Origin of the sequence: Cupriavidus sp. D39, from assembly GCF_026627925.1 — a bacterium.
GTDB classification, from domain to species: Bacteria; Pseudomonadota; Gammaproteobacteria; order Burkholderiales; family Burkholderiaceae; genus Cupriavidus; species Cupriavidus ulmosensis.
On the sequence record NZ_JAPNLE010000009.1, the window covers coordinates 5,082,123 to 5,100,602 of the forward strand.

An 18,480-nucleotide genomic window follows, 5' to 3' on the forward strand; every position below is an offset into this window, starting at 1 on the left:
GCGGCAGGCGCCGTGGATGGGCGGGCGCGGATAAACCAGCATTTTACTGCGAGCCGGGCGCCGAAGGGGGCGAGAAGGGGACAGAAGGGTGCAGGAAGGGGGAGGGGGCGGGAAGGGGCGGGGTCCGCGCGAGCCGGCAGCCCGCGCGGGCAGGGCAGGCCGCGCTAGCCCGCCGGTTGGCCGTAGCGCTTGCGCAGTTCGAGGTTGATGGCCAGCACATTGACCATCGGCTCGCCGGCCAGGCCGCCAAGGGGGCCTTGGCCCGCTGCTGCAACAGGTCTGCGATTTCCTGGCGCACCGGGCCGGCGTCGCGCTTGGTATCGCGCGCCCATGCGCCCGCGACGCGCTCAAGCTGGAATAGTGCGTTAGCCAGGGTGATGTCGGGGTCCAGGCCGGAGCCGGAGGTGGTGACCATGTCGGCGGGCACCGGCGCGATGTCGGCTTGCGGATGGTCCTGCCGCCACATGTCGAAGAAGACCGACTGGATGTCGCTGCCTTCCCGCACGGCCTCGACCGTGCTGACGGTCTTGCCGTCCGCGCCGGGATGGGAAACGTCAGTTGGGAACCTGCCGGGTTGCGCGATGGAGAAGGCTTCGAAGAAGGGTACGGCCAGGTCGGGCGCCTTGGGTTGCGGCGTGCCTGGATTGTCCTTGACCCACGCCGCCACCCGTTGCGGGTTGTGCTTTGCCCAGGCGTCGACATAGGCGCCATGCGCCGGGCTGGCGCTGACCCAGGCTTGCGCCAGGCTGCCGTGCGCCTGCGCCCACTGCGCCACCAGGTGCGGCTGCCCCTGGAAGCGGTCGGCCTGGAACCACCGTTCCACATCCGGCCCCACCGCTTGACCCTGCCGCGGCCCGCCGCCGTAGCGCGCCACCGGTCCGAGCGAGCGCGCCACGCGGTCGCGCAGCGCGTAGTTGCTGGGCGCCAGCGACGACGAGCCCGAGGCGGAGGCGTCGTACGAGACCGCCGATGGGCGCGCCTGGAAGTATTCGTCCTTGCTGAACGGCTGCGCGATCAGCAAGGAACCGACCAGCTTGCCATCGGGGCCGACGACCATGCTGCCGTTGGCCTGGAAGGGAAACGCGCTCTGGCCGATGACCCACAGCACGGCCGGATAGAGGCCGCACACCACCACCACCACGCTGACCAGCAACCCTATGCTCTTGATGACATGGCGAAACATGGCTTTCTCCTTTCATGTCCTTTCGTGTCCTTTCGTGGCACGAGCCTCAGCCCGCCAGCTGCAGCGCCACCAGCAGCAGGTCGATCAACTTGATGCCGATGAAAGGCACCACCACGCCGCCCAGCCCCCACACCAGGAGGTTGCGCCGCAGCAGGGCATCGGCACCCAGCGGCCGGTAGGTGACGCCCTTGAGCGCGATCGGGATCAGCATCGGGATGATGAGCGCGTTGAAGATCACCGCCGAAAGGATGGCCGAGGTGGGCGAGTGCAGTTGCATCACGTCCATCCCTTTGAGCCACGGCAGCGTGCCCGCGAACAGCGCCGGCACGATGGCGAAGTACTTCGCCACGTCGTTGGCGATGGAGAACGTGGTCAGCGCGCCGCGGGTCATCAGCAACTGCTTGCCGATCTCGACCACTTCGATCAGCTTGGTCGGGTCGCTGTCGAGGTCGACCATGTTGCCGGCCTCCTTGGCGGCCTGGGTGCCGGAATTCATGGCTAGGCCGACGTCGGCCTGGGCCAGGGCCGGGGCGTCGTTGGTGCCGTCGCCCATCATGGCCACCAGCTTGCCCTCGGCCTGTTCGCGCCGCAGGTAGGTGAGCTTGGCCTCCGGCGTCGCTTGCGCGATGAATTCATCCACGCCCGCGAGGTCCGCAATCGTGGCGGCGGTGAGGGCGTTGTCGCCGGTCACCATCACGGTATGCAGTCCCATCTTGCGCAGGTGCAGGATGCGCTCGCGGATGCCTTCCTTGAGCACGTCCTCCAGCACCACCACGCCGAGGATGGCATTGCCGGAGGCCACCACCAGCGGCGTGGCGCCCTTGCCGCCGATCATCCTGAGCATGGCGTCCAGTCCGGGCGGCACCGTGCCGCCGAGTTTGCCGACGTGGGCCAGGACCGCATCCGGCGCCCCCTTGCGCAGCACGCTCCCATCCGGCAGGTCGATGCCGCTCATGCGGCTCTGCGCCGAGAAGGGCACGATGATGGTGCCATGGGGCGGTGCATTGGCGCTGCGGCCAAGGGCTGCCGTCACGATGCTCTTGCCCTCGGGAGTCTGGTCGCCGGCGGAGGCGAGCGCCGCCAGCCGCTGCAGCTCGGCCTCGGAGCAGGTGGCCACGGGCAGGAACTGGGTGGCGCGGCGATTGCCCACAGTGATGGTGCCGGTCTTGTCGAGCACCACGGTGTCGATATCGCCCGCCACCTCGACCGCCTTGCCGCTCTTGGCGATGATATTGGCGCGCATCGCCCGGTCCATGCCGGCGATGCCGATGGCCGCGAGCAGGGCGCCGATGGTGGTGGGGATCAGGCATACCAGCAGGGCCACCAGGGTCGGGATATCGGTGCCCAGGCTCTTGAGCGGCGTGGCCAGCCCGAGGTACGACGTCATGTACTGCTCGGCGTTCAGGGCCATCGGCCACAGTGGCACCACCACGATCAGGAAGATCAGGGTGAAGGCGGACAGGACCAGCGTCAGCGCGATCTCGTTCGGTGTGCGTTGCCGTACCGCGCCTTCCACCAGGCGGATCATGTGGTCGATGAAGGTGTCGCCCGCGCGCGCGGTGATGCGGATGGTGATTTCGTCGGAGATCACCATGGTGCCCCCGGTCACGCCGGTGCGGTCGCCGCCGAACTCGCGGATCACCGGCGCGGACTCGCCGGTGATGGCGGATTCGTCCACCGCCGCCGCGCCCTCGACCACTTCGCCGTCGCTGGGGATGATCTGCCAGGCCTTGACGATCACCAGGTCGCCCGGCACCAGCTTGGTCGATCTGACGGTCTCCACGCGATCGCCCTGCAGCCGGTAGGCCACCGTGTCGTGGCGCGTACGGCGCATGGATTCTGCCTGTGCCTTGCCGCGCTCCTCGGCGATGGCCGTGGCGAAATTGGCAAACAGCACGGTCGCCCACAACCAGCCGTCGAGCGCGACGAAGTAGGTCAGCGGAACCTGGCTCACGGCGTGGCCCAACGCCACTTGCACGGTGTAGAACAGGGTCAGCAGCGCACCGAGCTCCACCACGAACATCACCGGGTTTTTCCATTGCACGTCCGGCCGCAGCGCCAGCACCGCCTGCCACATGGCGGTGCGCACCAGCGGCCAGGGAAGAGTTCGTGCGGCATCAGGCTGCGCGACGGCTTCAGCCCGGTGGGCAGGCCGCCAACCGCATCGTGAGGTGTCTTGATGCTAGCCATGACAGGGTTCCTTCGATAGAGGCATCACTGCAACACTGCAACCGGGGGCGCTCCTGGCTACCCCCGAACGGGATCGGCCCGAGATACTCGGCCAGCGGCCCAAGCGCTGCTACCGGCAGGAACAGCAGCGCACCCACGATGGCAATGGTGCCCAGCAGCAGCAGGCCGAAGGTCAGGGTGTTGTCGCGCATGGTGCCCAAGGTCGTCGGCGCCACCTTCTTGCGCCCGAGGAAGACCGCCATGGCGATCGGCGCAATGATCGGCAGGTAACGGCTGAACAGCATCACCAGGCCGGTCGACACGTCCAGCGGCACGGCCGACGGTGGCGGGGCCGGGTTGGCGTTGGGGCCATAGCTGACAGCCAGTCCATCGAAGGCGGATCCATTGTTGGCCGAGGCCGAGGAGAACTGGTAGGTGATCTCGGTGAAGGCGTGCGGGCCGGCATTGGGCGCGGCCTTGGGGCCCCAGTCGGTCGCGGAGACGATGCCGGTGGGGCCCAGGATCAGGATCGGATGGATCAACAGCGCGATCATGGCCAGCTTCATTTCGCGCGCGCCGACCTTGCGTCCCAGGTACTCCGGTGTGCGGCCCACCATCTGTCCCGCCAGGAACACGCCCACGATCAGGAACAGCAACAGGTTGATCATGCCGACGCCCTTGCCGCCGAACACGCAATTGATCCACATGCCGATCAGCGGCGGGAGCCCCGCCATCGGATGCAGGCTGTCGTGCTCGGCATTGACAGCGCCGCAGGTCACATCCGTCGTGATGGCGGCAAAGGTCGCGCCGGCGGAAGTGCCAAAGCGCAGTTCCTTGCCTTCCAGGTTGCCCAGGTGCTGGTCCACCGGCAGTGCGGGCAGCGCCGGTATCGTCAGCATGGCGGGCGAGCCCGCTGCCTTGCCGGGCATCGGGTAGCTGCGCGCCACCGGATGCGCCGTCAGCGCGGGATTGGGCTGCAAGGCGTCCCAGTAGATCGTCCAGCCGATCAGGCTGACCATCATGGTCAGCATCACGCCGTAGATCACCACGGCGTGGCGCAGCCGCCCGAGCATGCGGCCGTACATCAGCACGAGCGCGAACGGGAACACCATCATGGCAACGGTGGTCAGCACATTGCTGGCCGCCGTCGGGTTTTCAAAAGGATGCGCCGCGTTCATGCCATAGAAGCCACCGCCATTGGTGCCGAGCATCTTGATCGGCACCACCGCCGCGACCGGGCCGACGATGATGGTCTGCGTCTTGGGCTCGCCATTGTCGGCCGTGCCCATCGCGGCTGGCTCCAGCGTGCTCACCTGGTACGCGCTTTGGTAGGTCATGGGCGTGCCTTGCTGGATGAAGATCACGCCGCACACCAGCGCCGCCGGCAAGAACATGTAGATCACCACCCGCCACATGTCCACGAAGAAGTTGCCCAGGGCCGGCTCGCCGCGCAGCGCGCGGATGATGGCTGCCAGCGCGCACAAGCCAACCGCCGCCGACAGGAACATGTTCGGCAGGATGAAGAAGATCTGGCTGAAGTTGGAGAGGTGCTGGTCGCCCGAGTAGTGCTGCAGGTTGGTATTGGTGATGAACGAGATGACCGTGTTGAAGATGGTCGATGGCGCCAGCATGCCGCGGCCCATCGGGTTGAGCGGCGTGACGGGCTGCAGCGATAGCACCACGTAGCCATAGACGAACAGCAAGCCGTTGAACACCAGCAAGGCCAGCGTGTATTGCTTCCAGTCCTGGGGCCCGCTATCGAGGCGCGCTTCGAACCAGCGCAGGCCCGGCAGCGGCCGGTACTTGCCATCCATGATCCACGCCATGTAGCGGCTGAGCGGGATCGACACGGCAATGGCGAGGGCCAGGATGAGCAGGGGAGGGTCCACATAGGTCGCTCCGGGAAGTGACGGCGAATTTCGCCGCGCTAGAACCATTCCGGCCGGATCAGGGCCAGCACCAGGTACACAAAGACGAACAGGGACAAGCCCGCGGCAAGCCAGGTCATGGTGGGTATCTCCAATGCAATCGCGCCGCCCCGGCGGCCTTCAGATGCGTTCGCAGCCGAGCAGGAACAATCCGCACAGGCCGATGCCGGCAAGGCCCAGCGCGAACAGCAGGGGAAGCCATAAGAAGAGGTTCATGAGCGTGTGCTCCACGTCGCCTGAAGCGCTGTGCCGGCCCGTCGGAGGCTGATACGGGAGGGCGCGCGATATCTGCATTAGCTATAGCCGTGCCGGCGGCATCATGCGGTAAAGATGGGCGGGCCCGATGTCAAATTTCCGTAAAACAAAAAAGGCGGCGTGCCGCGGCGCGTTCGCGGGTGAAGGATGTTTACGAAAAAAATATGCGGCTATCTGTGTCTTTACAGAATCTTTGCGGGATCCGAACTTATATGGAATCGAGATGACCGGCCGATACACGCCGGTAGCGAAACGATCAAGGATCGAGACAAGGGAAGGGGGCGACATGCTGAGAGTTCTGGTACCCGTCAACGGCTCCGCGCACGCGCTGGATGCGGTGCGTCATGCCGCCTTCATGTTCCGGGACCGCTGTGTGTCCGAGGTGGTCCTGCTCAATGTCCAGCCGCCGCTGGAATTCGGTCGCGCCTCGGCCTTCCACTCGCTGGCCGCGTTGCGCAAGCTGGAGGAGGCGAGCGGGGAGGCTGCGCTGCGCGATGCACGCAGCATCCTGGACGACGCCGGGGCCAGGTATGTTGCGCAGATCAAGGTGGGCGACGTGGCGCACACCATTGCGCAGGCCGCGGCCGCGAACGACTGCGATGCCATCGTGATGGGCACGGCCGGGCGCACGGCCGTGGGCGCGTTGCTGGCGGGACGGCTGACCAACAAGCTGATACGCATGTCGAGCGTGCCGGTGACACTGGTCAAGTAGCTCGCACTCTCACGGCACTCTCACGCCACGTTCATCGGCAGCAGCACCATCTGCTTTCCTTGCAGGTGCAGCCGTGCCTGAAGCTCGGCGGGGGTCTGGTTGTGCAGCCTGGCGGTGAGGAAATTGACGTGCTGGAAGATCAGCTTGCTGGCAAAGCAGACGCTGTTCGGGTACTCCGCCGTCACGGCATCGACCAGCGTCATGAACTCGAGCACCGGGTTTGTGCCGAATGCCGCACGCGAATCGGCCGCCAGGCCGTGGCGCTGGCAATTGGCGACGTAGTAGCGCAGTGACTCGCCAATCGCCTGCTGAAGGTGGTGCAGGGTTTCCTGGCCCTCGTAGCTCTGCGCATCGACCTCTCCTACGGCCAGGAAGATCATGTTCTTGAAGTGTCCCGGAAACAGGCGCTCGACCCAGAGCAGTGCATGCATGCTGGCGCCGCGATGCTTGCCCACCAGTACGATCGCGGTGGGCAATGTGCGGTCGAGCGGCCGCACGCGGCTGGCATCGACCAGCGGCGGGCTGCCGGCGAACAGGGCATCCGCACGGGCGAGCTCGGTGCGGATGGTCGTGTAGTGCCGCTTGACCAGCACGCACAATGCGATCACCAGGCCCGTTACCAGCACGGTCAGCCAGCCGCCGGCGGTGAATTTTTCCACCAGCGTGATCACCAGGACCGTAGCGGTGACCGTCAAGCCCAAGAGAGAGGGCGAAGCGCACGATCCAGCGCGGCTCGCCGCGATGGCGCCACCAGTAGATGCACAGGCCAAGCAGCGACAGGCTGAAGGTCAGGAACACATTGATGCTGTACAGCACCACCAGGACCGCAACCTGGCCGTGCGTCCACAGCAGGATCAGCAAACTGGCCACGCCCATGACGATGACGCCGTTCTGCCGCACCAGCCGGGCGGAGAGATCGCGGAAATGCCGCGGCACCCAGTAGTCCGCTGCCATGTTCGACAGCACCGCCGGGCCGTCCAGGAAGCCGGTCTGCGCGCCCACGAGCAGCAGCCCGGCCTCGGAGGCCAGCAGCACCGCGAGCAACGCATGGCGGGACCATGCCGAGCCGAAGCCGAGATGGTCGATGATGCGGTCGAAGACCACGGCGTTCAGCGTCTTGCCCTCCACCGGGGATGCATTCCAAAGCATATACAGCAAGATAATCCCGCCCGCCGTGAAGGCCAGTGAAGTCGCCATGTAGAACATCGTCCACTTGCCGTTCGGCACCCGCGGCTCGGCCAGCATGTTCACGTTGTTCGAAACTGCCTCCAGCCCGGTGTAGGTACCACCACCCAGCGAGAACGCGCGCATCAGCAGCGCAGCCACCACGATCGGCCCCATCGCCTGCGACATCCCGGACGCCTCGCCAATCGCGTTGGGCACGACCGCGCCAAGGTGATCGCCGTGCGCGGCAACGCCATACACGATCAGCCCGAGATGCAAGACCACGAAGGCCAGGAAGATCGGCATCAGCACCAGGATCGATTCCTTCATGCCGCGGAAATTGAGGCCCGTCATCATGACCACGATCGCCAGCTCGGTTGCCAGCTTGAGGGGTTGCGCCTCGACCGGCAGCAGGCTGAAGAACGCGTCGACGCCGCTGGCCAGCGAGGTCGCGACGGTGAGCACGTAGTCGACCAGCAACGCCGCGCCCGACACCAGTCCGGGGCGCGGCCCCAGCAAGGCCGTGGCCACGCGGTAGCCGCCGCCGCCGGTGGGGAACAGCTCGATGACCTGGTTGTAGCCGACCGCGATGATGAATACCGTGCTGGCGGTGGCAAGGGCAAGGAAGAGTGCCAGCGGCGTGTGGGTGCCAAGGGCCAGGAATGCCTCCTCGGGCCCGTAGCACGAGGAGGAAAGCCCGTCGGCGCCCAGCCCCACCCAGGCCAGCACCGGCACCACGGCGATCGCGTGGCGGGTTTCCGGCGCGAGCGGGTCGAGCGGCTTGCCGGCCAGGTGCCTCCACCACTTCGACAATGCCGCCATGTTCGCCACCTGGGATGCGATTGGGACGCGATCGGGACGCGATTGCGGCTGGCGGCGTCGCTGCCCGCGTGCCAGCACCGGGAGCTCGGCGCTCCCATGGAAGTAATGTAGGCGGCGAGCAGGCCGATTCGCAAGCACGGGTTCAACGCCGTGCTACGACGCCGGCTCGCCCCGCAGCGCGTCGATCACCTGTGCCAGCCGCGCGATCAGCCCGTCGATGGCGCCGGCCGGCACGCCGGCGTAGCCGAACACGAAGCCGTTGTACTGCGCCAGCGGCGTGCCGGGCAAGCGGTAGGTGCTCAGCGGCCGCACGATCAGTCCTTGCGCGCGGGCCGCGCGGGTGACCACGGTATCGGCAAGAGGCAGTTCCAGGCGCGCGGACAGGTGCATGCCGCCAGCGCTGGCCGATACCGTCACGCTGCCGCGCAGGTGGCGCGCCAGTGCAGCCTCCAGGGCGTCGCGGCGCAATCCGTAGCGCTGGCGCATGCGGCGCAGGTGGCGGGCGAACTGGCCGCTGTCGATGAAGTCGGCCAGTGCGATCTGCTCGGCCACGTGGCCACGCCGGGTGATCTCGCCAAGCGTGCCGGCGATGGTCTCGGCCAGGTAGCGCGGCACCACCATGAAGCCCAGGCGCAGCGCCGGGAACATGGTCTTGCTGAACGTGCCCAGGTAGATCACCGGCGCATCCTCGCTGAGCCCCTGCACGGCCGAGAGCGGCACGCCGCCGCGGCGGAACTCGCTGTCGTAGTCGTCCTCGACGATCCAGGCGCCGGCGGCGCGGGCATCTTCGATGAGCTTGAGGCGCCGTTCCAGGCTGAGGATGGAGCCCAGCGGATACTGATGGGATGGTGTGATGTAGATCAGCCGGGGCGGGGCGTCGCGCCACTGCTCGGGGCGGGGCGCCAGTCCGTCCGCATCCACCGCCACAGGCTCGAGCACGAGCCCGGCCGACTGGAAGGCGGCCCGCGCGCCGCCGTAGCCGGGATTCTCGATCCAGGCCGTGTCGCCGGCATCGGCCAGGATGCGCGCGCACAGGTCCAGGCTGGTCTGCGTGCCGTCGGTGATGAAGACCTGGTCCATGTCGCAGCGCACCCCGCGCGAGACCTTCAGGTACTCGGCGATGGCGTGGCGCAGCGCGGGCTGCCCTTCGACCTTGCCATAGCCAAGATGGCGGGGACCGAGCTGGCGCCAGGCGCGTTCGATGCAGCGCCGCCACGCGGCCAGCGGAAAGCCATCGAGGTCGGGCACGCCCGGCACGAAAGGCAGCAGGTCGTGCATGCCGTCGGCATCGCGCCGCAGTCCGCGCACGCGCTGCGACAACGCGGCGACGCGCTTGACCGCCCCCGCGCTGTGGCCGGCTTGCACCAGGCCCACGCGCGCCACTGTGGTGCCGTGCCGCGTCGGCACCACGAAGCCTTCCGCCGCCAGGCTCTCGTAGGCGTAGATCACCGAGTTGCGTGCCATGCCGAGCTCCGCCGCCAGCGTGCGCGTGGCGATCAGCTGGCTGCCCTGGGCGATCCTGCCGTCGAGGATGGCGCCGCGCAGGCATTCGTACAGGAGCCGCTGCTGGGTGAGCTTGCGGCCATCGAGCTGGCGCGTGAAGGTCGAGACCAGCAGGCCGTAGTCCATATCGTGGTTTCCGTGGGTTCCGTGTTTTCCGTGGTTCTAAAAACCGTGCGTTCGTTGGGTCTAGCCATGGTGCCACGAAAACCCTATCTTGGCTGCATCGCCGCAACGCGATGCATTGCCGTGCGGCAAGCCCACCCCCAACCCCATGACAAGGAGCCACCATGAGCCAGAAACCCATGCCGCCGAGCGAGCGTACCCGCGTGCGGCGCGTTGCCGAGCGCGGCCATTACGATCGCGCGACCCTGCATGCGATCCTCGACGATGCTTACCTGTGCCACCTGGCCTTCACCGACGATCACGGCACCCACTGCATTCCCACCGCGTGCTGGCGCGAGGGCGAGCACCTCTACATCCATGGCTCCAATGGCAGCCGCATGCTGAAGCTGGCCGCGACAGGCAGCCAGGTCTGCGTAACCGTGACGCACCTCGACGGCCTGGTGATGGCGCGATCCGCGTTTCATCATTCGATGAACTACCGCTCGGCGGTGATCTACGGCAGTTTTGAAGTGGTGGGTGGCGCGGCGAAGGCGGCGGCGATGGATGCCTTCCTGGAGCGCATTGCGGTGGGGCGTTCGGGCGAGGCGAGGCCAGGGGATGCCAATGAGCTGGCGGCGACCACGGTGTTGCGCATCGGGCTGGAGGAGGCGGCCACCAAGATCCGCAGCGGCGGGCCCAAGGATGACGAGGCCGATATGGCGTTGCCCGTATGGGCGGGCGTGCTGCCGCTGAGCCTGCAGGGGCAACGGCCGGTGCCGGATGGCTTGCAGCGCAGCGTGCCGGATTATGTGCGGCACTGGGGGAGGGCGCTTGCGCCGAGGCGGAGGTGCCGGGCAGGACAGTCGCAGTCGATGCTTGAGCCGGCAGCACGCCATGGCCATCCCTGTGCTTTCACGTCGAGAGGCCATCGCGCTGCTGGCCGTGGTGGGGCTGCTGTACGGCGGGGTGTTCGGTATCGCGCTGGCTTACCTGGCGCTGACCACGGTGAACCGCGCACTGCCGGCCATGGCGACGTCGCTCGGCCTGCTGGGGGTGCCGGTGTCCGGCAGCCTGTGTTCGGCCCTGGCGCTGGGCGAGCCGCTTGGGCGGCCGCTGCTGGGCGCGATGGCGATGATCGTGGGCGGCGTGGCACTCGGCATCTGGCATCCTGCCGGGGCGCCGCCGCGCCCGTTACGCTGAGCGCGGCCAGGCGGCCGCGCTGCGTCGCTGCCGAGGTCCTTAGCGGGCCGGCTTGGCGTTGTCCACCGAGAACGGGGACAGCAGGCGCACCATCTGCGCGAATGCCTTGGGGTTGCCGGCCAGCACTTCACCCTGCTCGAGCTGGCGCGCTTCGCCCGAGTAGTTGCCCACCAGGCCGCCGGCCTCGGTCACCAGCAGCATGCCGGCGGCCATGTCCCACGGGTGCAGGCCTTGCTCGAAGAAACCATCGGTGCGGCCGCAGGCCACGTAGGCCAGGTCCAGCGCCGCGGCGCCCGGGCGGCGCAGGCCGGCGCAGCTTCGCGTCATCAGCGCGAACAGTTCCATGTACTGGTCCAGGCCTTCCATGTCGCGATAGGGGAAGCCGGTGCCGATCAGGCAGTCGGCCAGCTTGTCGCGGCGGGACACACGGATGCGGCGGTTGTTCAGGAACGCGCCGGCCCCCTTGCTGGCTGTGAAGAGTTCGTCACGCGACGGATCGTAGACGACGGCTTGTGCCGGCACGCCCTTGTGCAACTGGGCGATGGAAACCGCATACTGCGGGAAGCCATGGATAAAGTTGGTGGTGCCGTCGAGCGGGTCGATGACCCAGACGTATTCGCTGGTGGGTTCTTCGCCCTCGGCCCAGGACTGGCCGGACTCTTCCGCTAGAATGGCGTGATCCGGGTAGGCCGTGCGGATGATCTCGACGATCGCGGCCTCGGCGGCGCGGTCGACTTCGGTGACGAAATCGTTGTGCTGCTTGCGGGAGACCTGAACCCGGTCGACGTCCATCGACGCGCGGTTGATGACGGAACCTGCCTTGCGGGCCGCCTTGACGGCAATATTTAGCATCGGATGCATGAATCTCTCCAGGCCGGCCAAGGGTGCGCGGCCTGGCGCAAAAGGCCGGCGCGCTGCCCTTCGGGGCGGCTGACAACACAACGGATTGTAGAAGAACGGGCGCGTCGCTATCGCATAAAACGGGCGGCGCACCGAAGATGAAGCCTGAATTGTATATGAACCCGCAGAACCAGACGAGCGCGGACGCCAGCGGCGCCCCCGCCGCAGCCCCCGCTACCCCGGCCGGCCCGGAGCTTGATCCCCCATCTGGCGCGACTTCCCAGGCAGTTTCCGCTGTCGCTGCGCAGGCCGCAGCCGCTGCGGCCCTGACGGCCCCCGCCGCGTTCGCCGCCGTGCGCTTCGTGCTGGTCGAGACCAGCCACCCCGGCAATGTCGGTGCCGTCGCGCGGGCCATGAAGACCATGGGTTTCGGTACCGAGCCGGGCAGCCTGGTGCTGGTTTCGCCACGTGAGCCGGCGGTGCGCGAGCATCCGGATGCCATCGCCATGGCCAGTGGCGCCGACGACGTGTTGGCGGGCGCGGTGATCGTCGAGAACATCGAGGCCGCGCTGGCCGGCACCGCTTACGCAGTGGCGCTCACTGCACGCCAGCGCGAGTTCGGGCCGCCCCGCCTGCTGCCGCGCGACGCGGTGGCGCAGGCCGGGGCCCGCATTGCCGCCCTGCAAGCAACCCCGCAAGCCACCCAGCAAAGCACCGCCGCCGTCGGTGCCCACGTAGCCTTCGTGTTCGGCAATGAGCGTTTCGGCCTGCCCAACGAGGTGGTCGACCGCTGCTCGGCGGTCACCCATATTCCCGCCAATCCCGCTTACACCTCGCTCAATCTTGCCCAGGCCGTGCAACTGGTGGCCTACGAGATGCGCCTGGCGCTGCTGGAGGTGAGGGCGACGCCGCTCGCCGAGATCGGCTATGCTGGCGAACCGGCCACGGCCGAGCAGATCGAGGCCATGTTTGGCCACCTGCAGTCGGGGCTGGAAGCCATCGGCTTCCTCGATCCGGCCAGCCCGAAGAAGCTCATGCCGCGCCTGCGCCGGCTGCTCGCACGCAGCGGGCTGGAGCGCGAGGAAGTCAATATCCTGCGGGGCATCGCCAAGCACATGCTGGCGGCCGCGCAAGGCCCCGGCGCACGGGCGCCAACCAAACAGGAGAAGTGAGCAGGTGGAGATTCCGGCCTACTACATGCGTGGCGGCACCAGCAAAGGCGTCTTCTTCCTGGCTGACGACTTGCCCACCGATCCGGGCGACCGCGACGGCGTGCTGCTGCGCGTGATCGGCTCGCCCGATCCGCATGGCCGGCACAGCGATGGCATGGGCGGCGCCACTGCCAGCACCAGCCAGGTCGTGCTGGTGCGTTCCTCGCAGCGTCCCGATTGCGATGTGGACTGCCTGTTCGGCGCGGTGGCCATCGGCGAGCCGCGCATCGACTGGGCCGGCAATAGCGGCGACCTGCTGGCGGCGGCGGGCCCGTTCGCGATCTGGCGCGGTTTCGTGCCCGCGCGCGACAGCGTCACCCCCGTGCGCATCTGGCAGCAGAACGTGGGCCAGGCCTGCGTTGCCCGCGTGCCTTGCCGCAATGGCCATCCGCTCGAGGATGGCGATCTTGCCGAGGACGGCCTGCCGTTTGCGGCGGCCGGGATCGTGCTCGACTACCTCGCGCCGGCCGGTGCGCCATTGCCTTCGCGCCCCACCAGCGCCCGCCGCCTGATGACCGGCCTGGTTCACGTGCCCGAGCGATGTTGATCGCAGGCGCCGCCTGTCCCGGATGTTCCACATGTCCCGCGGACCAGTCGGCGTCATTGCAGTCAATGTCCATGGCGGCAGCAGGGTAGCAAATCTCTTACACTCCCTGATCCCGTTTTCACCGGCCAATGACCATGCTGGCGATCGCGCGCCAGCCCTGGTGACCCAGGGCGCGCGGCGCACCGCGTGGCAACACGACACGACCAAGATGTTCACTCGCCTGAAGGAAGATATCGACGCCATCATGCGGCGCGACCCCGCCGCACGCAGCCGTCTGGAGGTACTGACCTGCTATCCCGGCTTTCACGCCGTGATGTTCCATCGCTTCGCGCATGCCTGCTGGAATGGAGGGTTTCACTGGCTGGGCCGCTGGATTTCGCACTGGGCCCGTTTTTTCACCGGCATCGAGATCCACCCCGGCGCCAAGGTGGGGCGGCGCGTGTTCATCGATCACGGCATGGGCGTGGTGGTGGGCGAGACCGCGGAGATCGGCGACGACTGCACCATCTACCAGGGCGTGACCCTGGGCGGGACCTCGCTCTACAAGGGTGTGAAGCGCCATCCCACGCTGGGTGCGAATGTGGTGGTGAGCGCTGGGGCCAAGGTGCTCGGTGGCTACACCATCGGTGACGGCGCGCGCATCGGCTCCAATGCCGTGGTGCTCAAGCCGGTGCCGCCGGGCGCCACCGCGGTCGGCATTCCGGCGCGCATCATCTTGCCGGACGCGCCCAGCGGGCAGCAGGGCGCCAAGCAGGAGTTCTCCGCCTATGGCATCACGCCAAACGCGGACGACCCAGTCTCGCTCGCGCTCAAGAGCCTGATCGACAACGCGGCGCAGCAGCACGAGCGACTGGAGACCGTGATGGCCGCGCTGGATCGCCTGGGCGAGCATCTCGAGAACACGCCGAACGACCGCTTCGATGCGAGCGAGCTGCGCAAGTTGATGAAGTGAGTTGATCGGGATGCGCGTCAAACCTCGGCCTTTCAGGTCGAGGAAGGATAGCGCGGACGCCGTAGGCGTCCAATGCTGAGCTTAGTGCGGCATTTTCTGCTGTTCGATGTATTGCCGCACAATCTCGATAGGCGCACCGCCACAGCTTCCAGCGAAGTAGGACGGCGACCAGAGAGCGCCGCCCCATAGTTTCTTGCGGATGCTGGGGTATCCCTTTTCTCGAATCGTGCGGCTGGACACGCCTTTCAGGCTGTTCACCAAGAATGACACTGAGACCTAGGGCGGATAGTTCACCAGCAAGTGAACATGGTCGTCCTCGCCGTCGAACTCCACCAGTTCGGATTCGAAATCCAAGCAGACGCTGGCAAAGATGCCGCGCTTGTCGCCGAGTATCTCCTTGGTGAACACATTGCGCCGATATTTGGTCACGAAGACCAAATGCACGTGCATCAGGAAAACGCAATGCTTGCCGTGCCGAATGTTCTGGTTCTTTCCCATGGGTCAAGTCTAAAATGGCCCGATGCAACGACTCCAGGCTTTCAAATACGAACTCATGCCGACCGGCGAACAGCAGCGCGACATGCGCCGCTTCGCGGGGTCGTGCCGGTTCGTATTCAACAAGGCGCTGGCGTTGCAGAAAGAGAACTACGAAGCGGGCGGCAAGTTCATCGGGTACGTCGCAATGGCGAAGCGCCTGACCGAGTGGCGTAATGGAACGGAGACACCTTGGCTCAAGGATTCCCCGGTTCACCCGCTGCAACATGCGCTCAAGGCTTTGGAGCGAGCCTACAAGAACTTCTTCGGCAAACGCGCCGCCTATCCGTGTTTCAAGAAGAAAGGGCAGCGCGACAGCTTCCGCTACCCCGACTCGAAGCAGATCAAGCTCGACCAGACTAACGGACGAATCTTCCTGCCGAAATTGGGCTGGCTGCGCTATCGCAATTGCCGGGATGTGTTGGGCAAGGTCAAGAACGCCACGGTATGCCGGTCGGGTGGCAAGTGGTTCGTTTCGGTCCAGACCGAGCGGGAAGTGGAGCAGCCGGTGCCGCAGGCCACCAGTGCTATCGGGATTGACATGGGCATTACCCGTTTCGCTACGCTCAGCAATGGCACCTACCTCGCGCCGCTCAACAGCTTCAAGAAGCACGAGGCCCGTCTGCGCCGCTACCAGCGCGCAATGCGCCGCAAGACAAAGTTCAGCAGCAATTGGAAGAAGGCGAAAGCCCGTGTCCAGCGAATTCACACCCGCATCAGCAATGCCCGCCGGGACTACCTGCACAAAGCCACGACCACGATCAGCCAAAACCACGCGATGGTGTGCATCGAGGACTTGCAGGTGGGAAATATGTCCAGGTCTGCGGCGGGAAGCACCGCGGCGCCGGGTAAGAACGTTCGGGCCAAGTCTGGCCTGAACAAAGCCATCCTCGACCAAGGCTGGTTCGAGTTCCGTCGCCAGCTCGAGTACAAGCTGGCGTGGAATGGCGGCTGGCTTATTGCAGTGCCGCCGCAGCACACCAGCCAGACTTGTCCGCGTTGCAGTCATGTCTCTGCCGAGAGCCGGCAGACCCAAGCTCGGTTCGCCTGTGTGGCGTGCGGGTTCGAGGAGCATGCCGACCTGGTCGGCGCGATTACCGTTTTGGCGCGGGGACACCGCGTTGCAGCCTGTGGAGAGCCGGCGCAGTCAGGCCGCTCTATGAAGCAGGAACCCACCGAAGCGGCTACGCAAAATATCTGCGTAGCGCCGTAGAATCCCTCCCTTTCCGCCGAAAGGCGGCGGCCGCAGGCCGAGGGAGGGGAGGATGTCAAGAAGTGATTTGACGAAGCAGACGGATGCAGCAGGGAAGGGGGATTCGGCGTCAGCCCACTTGCGGCAGCACGCTGAATCCACCCGCGTCGAGTTGCAGCACGGCGGCGCGCGGCCGCTTGCCGTCGAGGTCCCAGTCGGTCAGCACCCAGCGCACGCCTTCCGGGCTTTCATGCCGGGCGGGGCGGTGGGTGTGGCCATGCACCAGGGCCGGGGCCTGGCTTGCGCGCAGTAGCGCGGCCACGGCCTGCGGCGTGGTGTCGCCGTAATCGGGCGGGGCATCGCGGCGGGCCTGTGTGCGGCCGGCCTCGCTGTCCGCGCGCAGGCGGCGCGCCACGCGCAGCCTCAGCGTCAAGGGCAGCGACAGGAAGGCACGCTGCACCCAGCGTTTGCGGGTCCAGTGGCGAAACCGCATGTAGCGCGCATCGTCGGTGCACAGCATGTCGCCATGGCTGAGCACCACGCGCTGGCCGGCGCAATCGATCACGGTGGGGTCGGGCAGCAAGGTGGCGCCTGCGGCGCGCGCAAAGCGCTGCCCCAGCAGGAAGTCGCGGTTGCCGTGCATCAGGTAGACCTTGGCGCCGCGCTCGGCAAGCCGGCGCAGGCTGGCGGCCACCTGCGCCGCGAAGGGGCTGTCGGTTTCTTCGTCGCCAACCCAGAATTCGAAAAAATCACCCAGGATGAACAGGGCGCGCGCCTCTTGCGCCGCGCGTTCGAGCACGTGCTCGAAGGACGCCAGCGTGCGCGGCATGCCGGGGGTGAGATGCAGGTCGGAAATGAACCACGCCGGCGCTGGCACCGCGAGGGCGCCGGCGGCCGGGGTGGATGGGGTCACAGTCATGCGGTTGGAAAGAGAAGCTGGCCTGACGTCATGGTGCGACCCCGCGGGGCTCGGTGAAACGTGTCCCGGGATGGCCAGTGGCTTATTCGACCACCACGGCCTTTTCGATGACCACGTCTTCGAGCGGCACGTCCTGGTGGAAGCCAGCGCTGCCGGTACGCACGCCCTTGATCTTCTCGACCACGTCGGTACCGTCGACAACCTTGCCGAACACGGCATAGCCGAAGCCTTGCGGGGTCGGCGAGGTGAAGTTCAGGAAGTCATTGTCGACCGCATTGATGAAGAACTGCGCGGTGGCCGAGTGCGGTGCGTTGGTACGCGCCATGGCAACCGTGTAGCGATCGTTCTTCAGGCCGTTGCCGGCTTCGTTCTCGATCGGGGCATCGGTGCCCTTTTGCTTCATGCCGGGTTCGAAACCGCCGCCCTGGATCATGAAGTTCTTGATCACACGGTGAAAAATGGTGTTGTCGTAGTGACCCTTGCGCACATACGACAGGAAGTTTTCAACCGACTTCGGTGCCTTTTCAGCGTCGAGTTCGATGGTGATGACACCCTGGTTGGTGTGGAGCTCTACCTTGGACATTGGATTTCCTTTGTTCGGTGTTTGTTCGGCGGTTATTTGACGACGGTAGCCGACTCGATCACGATCGGCGTGGCCGGCACATTGCGCATCGGGCCATACGAGGTGGTGGGCGCGTTCTTCATCTTGTCGACGGTATCCATGCCTTCCACCACCTTGCCGAACACGGCGTAACCATTACCGTCCGGCTGCGGATAGTCGAGACTCGAATTATCCACCACATTGATGAAGAACTGGGCGGTGGCGGAGTTCGGATCGCTGGTGCGCGCCATGGCCACCGTGCCGGCCTTGTTCTTCAGCCCGTTCTGGGCTTCCAGCGGGATCGGCGCGCGCGTGGGCTTTTGCTTCATGTCCCGGTCGAAGCCGCCGCCTTGCACCATGAAGCCGTTGATGACGCGGTGGAAGATGGTACCGCTATAGAAGCCGCTCTTCACGTACTCCATGAAGTTCGCGACGGTCTTGGGCGCGGCGTCCGGATAGACCTCGAGCGTGAACTTGCCGGCGCTGGTGACGAACTGCACCCGCTCGGTTTTTGTCTGCTGTGCCTGCGCGGCCAGCGGCGAGAGCGCCAAGGCGGCGGCGATGCCGGCAAGGACGAGGCGACGCGAAAAGATCATGCTTGACTCCGTGGATCGGGGAAACGATAGGGCCGGGCAGGGTCGCGGCC

Annotated in this window: 15 protein-coding genes and 3 pseudogenes; 7 read left to right on the forward strand and 11 right to left on the reverse strand. The window is 66.4% G+C overall.

All coding sequences use genetic code 11. The features are described from left to right. Window positions 1–43 precede the first annotated feature (43 nt). From OMK73_RS38565 to OMK73_RS35760, 4 genes are read right to left on the reverse strand one after another with little or no spacing between them, the layout of a single operon-like run. Complete coding sequence (locus tag OMK73_RS38565; RefSeq protein WP_324291804.1) at window positions 44–1,183, reverse strand: potassium-transporting ATPase subunit C; 1,140 nt, start codon at window positions 1,181–1,183, stop codon at window positions 44–46. A gap of 46 nt (window positions 1,184–1,229) precedes the next feature. Beyond that, window positions 1,230–3,260 carry a potassium-transporting ATPase subunit KdpB gene (gene kdpB / locus OMK73_RS35750; protein ID WP_420715694.1) on the reverse strand — a complete coding sequence of 677 codons (2,031 nt, stop codon included), beginning with the start codon at window positions 3,258–3,260 and terminating at the stop codon, window positions 1,230–1,232. A 58-nt stretch (window positions 3,261–3,318) separates the two neighbouring features. Beyond that, window positions 3,319–5,241 (reverse strand): potassium-transporting ATPase subunit KdpA, encoded by a 1,923-nt coding sequence (kdpA, locus tag OMK73_RS35755; RefSeq protein WP_267606145.1) that lies wholly within the window; start codon window positions 5,239–5,241, stop codon window positions 3,319–3,321. A 38-nt stretch (window positions 5,242–5,279) separates the two neighbouring features. Next, window positions 5,280–5,375, reverse strand: a complete 96-nt coding sequence (locus OMK73_RS35760; protein ID WP_267606146.1) for a potassium-transporting ATPase subunit F — start codon at window positions 5,373–5,375, stop codon at window positions 5,280–5,282. Between the two features lie 446 nt (window positions 5,376–5,821). Between OMK73_RS35760 and OMK73_RS35765 the strand changes: the two genes are divergently transcribed. Continuing rightward, complete coding sequence (locus tag OMK73_RS35765) at window positions 5,822–6,247, forward strand: universal stress protein (RefSeq protein WP_267606147.1); 426 nt, start codon at window positions 5,822–5,824, stop codon at window positions 6,245–6,247. A 20-nt stretch (window positions 6,248–6,267) separates the two neighbouring features. Here the strand turns inward: OMK73_RS35765 and OMK73_RS35770 are convergent. Further along, window positions 6,268–8,233 (reverse strand): annotated as a pseudogene (locus OMK73_RS35770) (APC family permease). Between the two features lie 153 nt (window positions 8,234–8,386). Then, window positions 8,387–9,862, reverse strand: a complete 1,476-nt coding sequence (locus tag OMK73_RS35775) for a PLP-dependent aminotransferase family protein (protein WP_267606148.1) — start codon at window positions 9,860–9,862, stop codon at window positions 8,387–8,389. 161 nt (window positions 9,863–10,023) lie between these two features. Here OMK73_RS35775 and OMK73_RS35780 point away from each other — a divergent pair. Next, window positions 10,024–10,731 (forward strand): annotated as a pseudogene (locus tag OMK73_RS35780) (pyridoxamine 5'-phosphate oxidase family protein); the annotation flags it as partial. Between the two features lies 1 nt (window position 10,732). Then, the gene (locus tag OMK73_RS35785; protein ID WP_267606149.1) at window positions 10,733–11,038 is read left to right on the forward strand and encodes a hypothetical protein; all 306 of its coding nucleotides are present in this window, start codon (window positions 10,733–10,735) and stop codon (window positions 11,036–11,038) included. Window positions 11,039–11,077: 39 nt separating this feature from the next. Here OMK73_RS35785 and OMK73_RS35790 read toward each other — a convergent pair whose 3' ends face one another. Next, the gene (locus tag OMK73_RS35790) at window positions 11,078–11,899 is read right to left on the reverse strand and encodes an inositol monophosphatase family protein (protein WP_267606150.1); all 822 of its coding nucleotides are present in this window, start codon (window positions 11,897–11,899) and stop codon (window positions 11,078–11,080) included. A 155-nt stretch (window positions 11,900–12,054) separates the two neighbouring features. On the opposite strand from OMK73_RS35790, the gene OMK73_RS35795 reads away from it, so the two are divergent. From OMK73_RS35795 to cysE, 3 genes are read left to right on the forward strand one after another with little or no spacing between them, the layout of a single operon-like run. Continuing rightward, window positions 12,055–13,050, forward strand: a complete 996-nt coding sequence (locus OMK73_RS35795) for an RNA methyltransferase (RefSeq protein WP_267606151.1) — start codon at window positions 12,055–12,057, stop codon at window positions 13,048–13,050. A gap of 4 nt (window positions 13,051–13,054) precedes the next feature. Continuing rightward, on the forward strand, window positions 13,055–13,636 hold the full coding sequence (locus OMK73_RS35800) for a PrpF domain-containing protein (RefSeq protein ID WP_267606152.1): 582 nt from the start codon (window positions 13,055–13,057) through the stop codon (window positions 13,634–13,636). A gap of 31 nt (window positions 13,637–13,667) precedes the next feature. Further along, the gene (cysE, locus tag OMK73_RS35805) at window positions 13,668–14,588 is read left to right on the forward strand and encodes a serine O-acetyltransferase (protein ID WP_267606153.1); all 921 of its coding nucleotides are present in this window, start codon (window positions 13,668–13,670) and stop codon (window positions 14,586–14,588) included. An 81-nt stretch (window positions 14,589–14,669) separates the two neighbouring features. On the opposite strand, the pseudogene tnpA reads toward cysE, so the two are convergent. Continuing rightward, window positions 14,670–15,086, reverse strand: a pseudogene (tnpA, locus tag OMK73_RS35810) (IS200/IS605 family transposase). Window positions 15,087–15,108: 22 nt separating this feature from the next. Here tnpA and OMK73_RS35815 point away from each other — a divergent pair. Beyond that, complete coding sequence (locus tag OMK73_RS35815) at window positions 15,109–16,335, forward strand: RNA-guided endonuclease InsQ/TnpB family protein (protein WP_267606154.1); 1,227 nt, start codon at window positions 15,109–15,111, stop codon at window positions 16,333–16,335. Between the two features lie 109 nt (window positions 16,336–16,444). On the opposite strand, the gene OMK73_RS35820 is transcribed toward OMK73_RS35815, so the two are convergent. The 3 genes from OMK73_RS35820 to OMK73_RS35830 all read right to left on the reverse strand — a co-directional run bounded on the left by OMK73_RS35820 (window position 16,445) and on the right by OMK73_RS35830 (window position 18,430). Beyond that, window positions 16,445–17,233, reverse strand: a complete 789-nt coding sequence (locus OMK73_RS35820; protein ID WP_267606155.1) for a UDP-2,3-diacylglucosamine diphosphatase — start codon at window positions 17,231–17,233, stop codon at window positions 16,445–16,447. An 82-nt stretch (window positions 17,234–17,315) separates the two neighbouring features. Then, window positions 17,316–17,816 (reverse strand): peptidylprolyl isomerase, encoded by a 501-nt coding sequence (locus OMK73_RS35825; RefSeq protein WP_267606156.1) that lies wholly within the window; start codon window positions 17,814–17,816, stop codon window positions 17,316–17,318. A gap of 32 nt (window positions 17,817–17,848) precedes the next feature. Further along, window positions 17,849–18,430, reverse strand: coding sequence for a peptidylprolyl isomerase (locus tag OMK73_RS35830; RefSeq protein ID WP_267606157.1), 582 nt, complete (start codon window positions 18,428–18,430; stop codon window positions 17,849–17,851). Window positions 18,431–18,480: the final 50 nt, after the last annotated feature.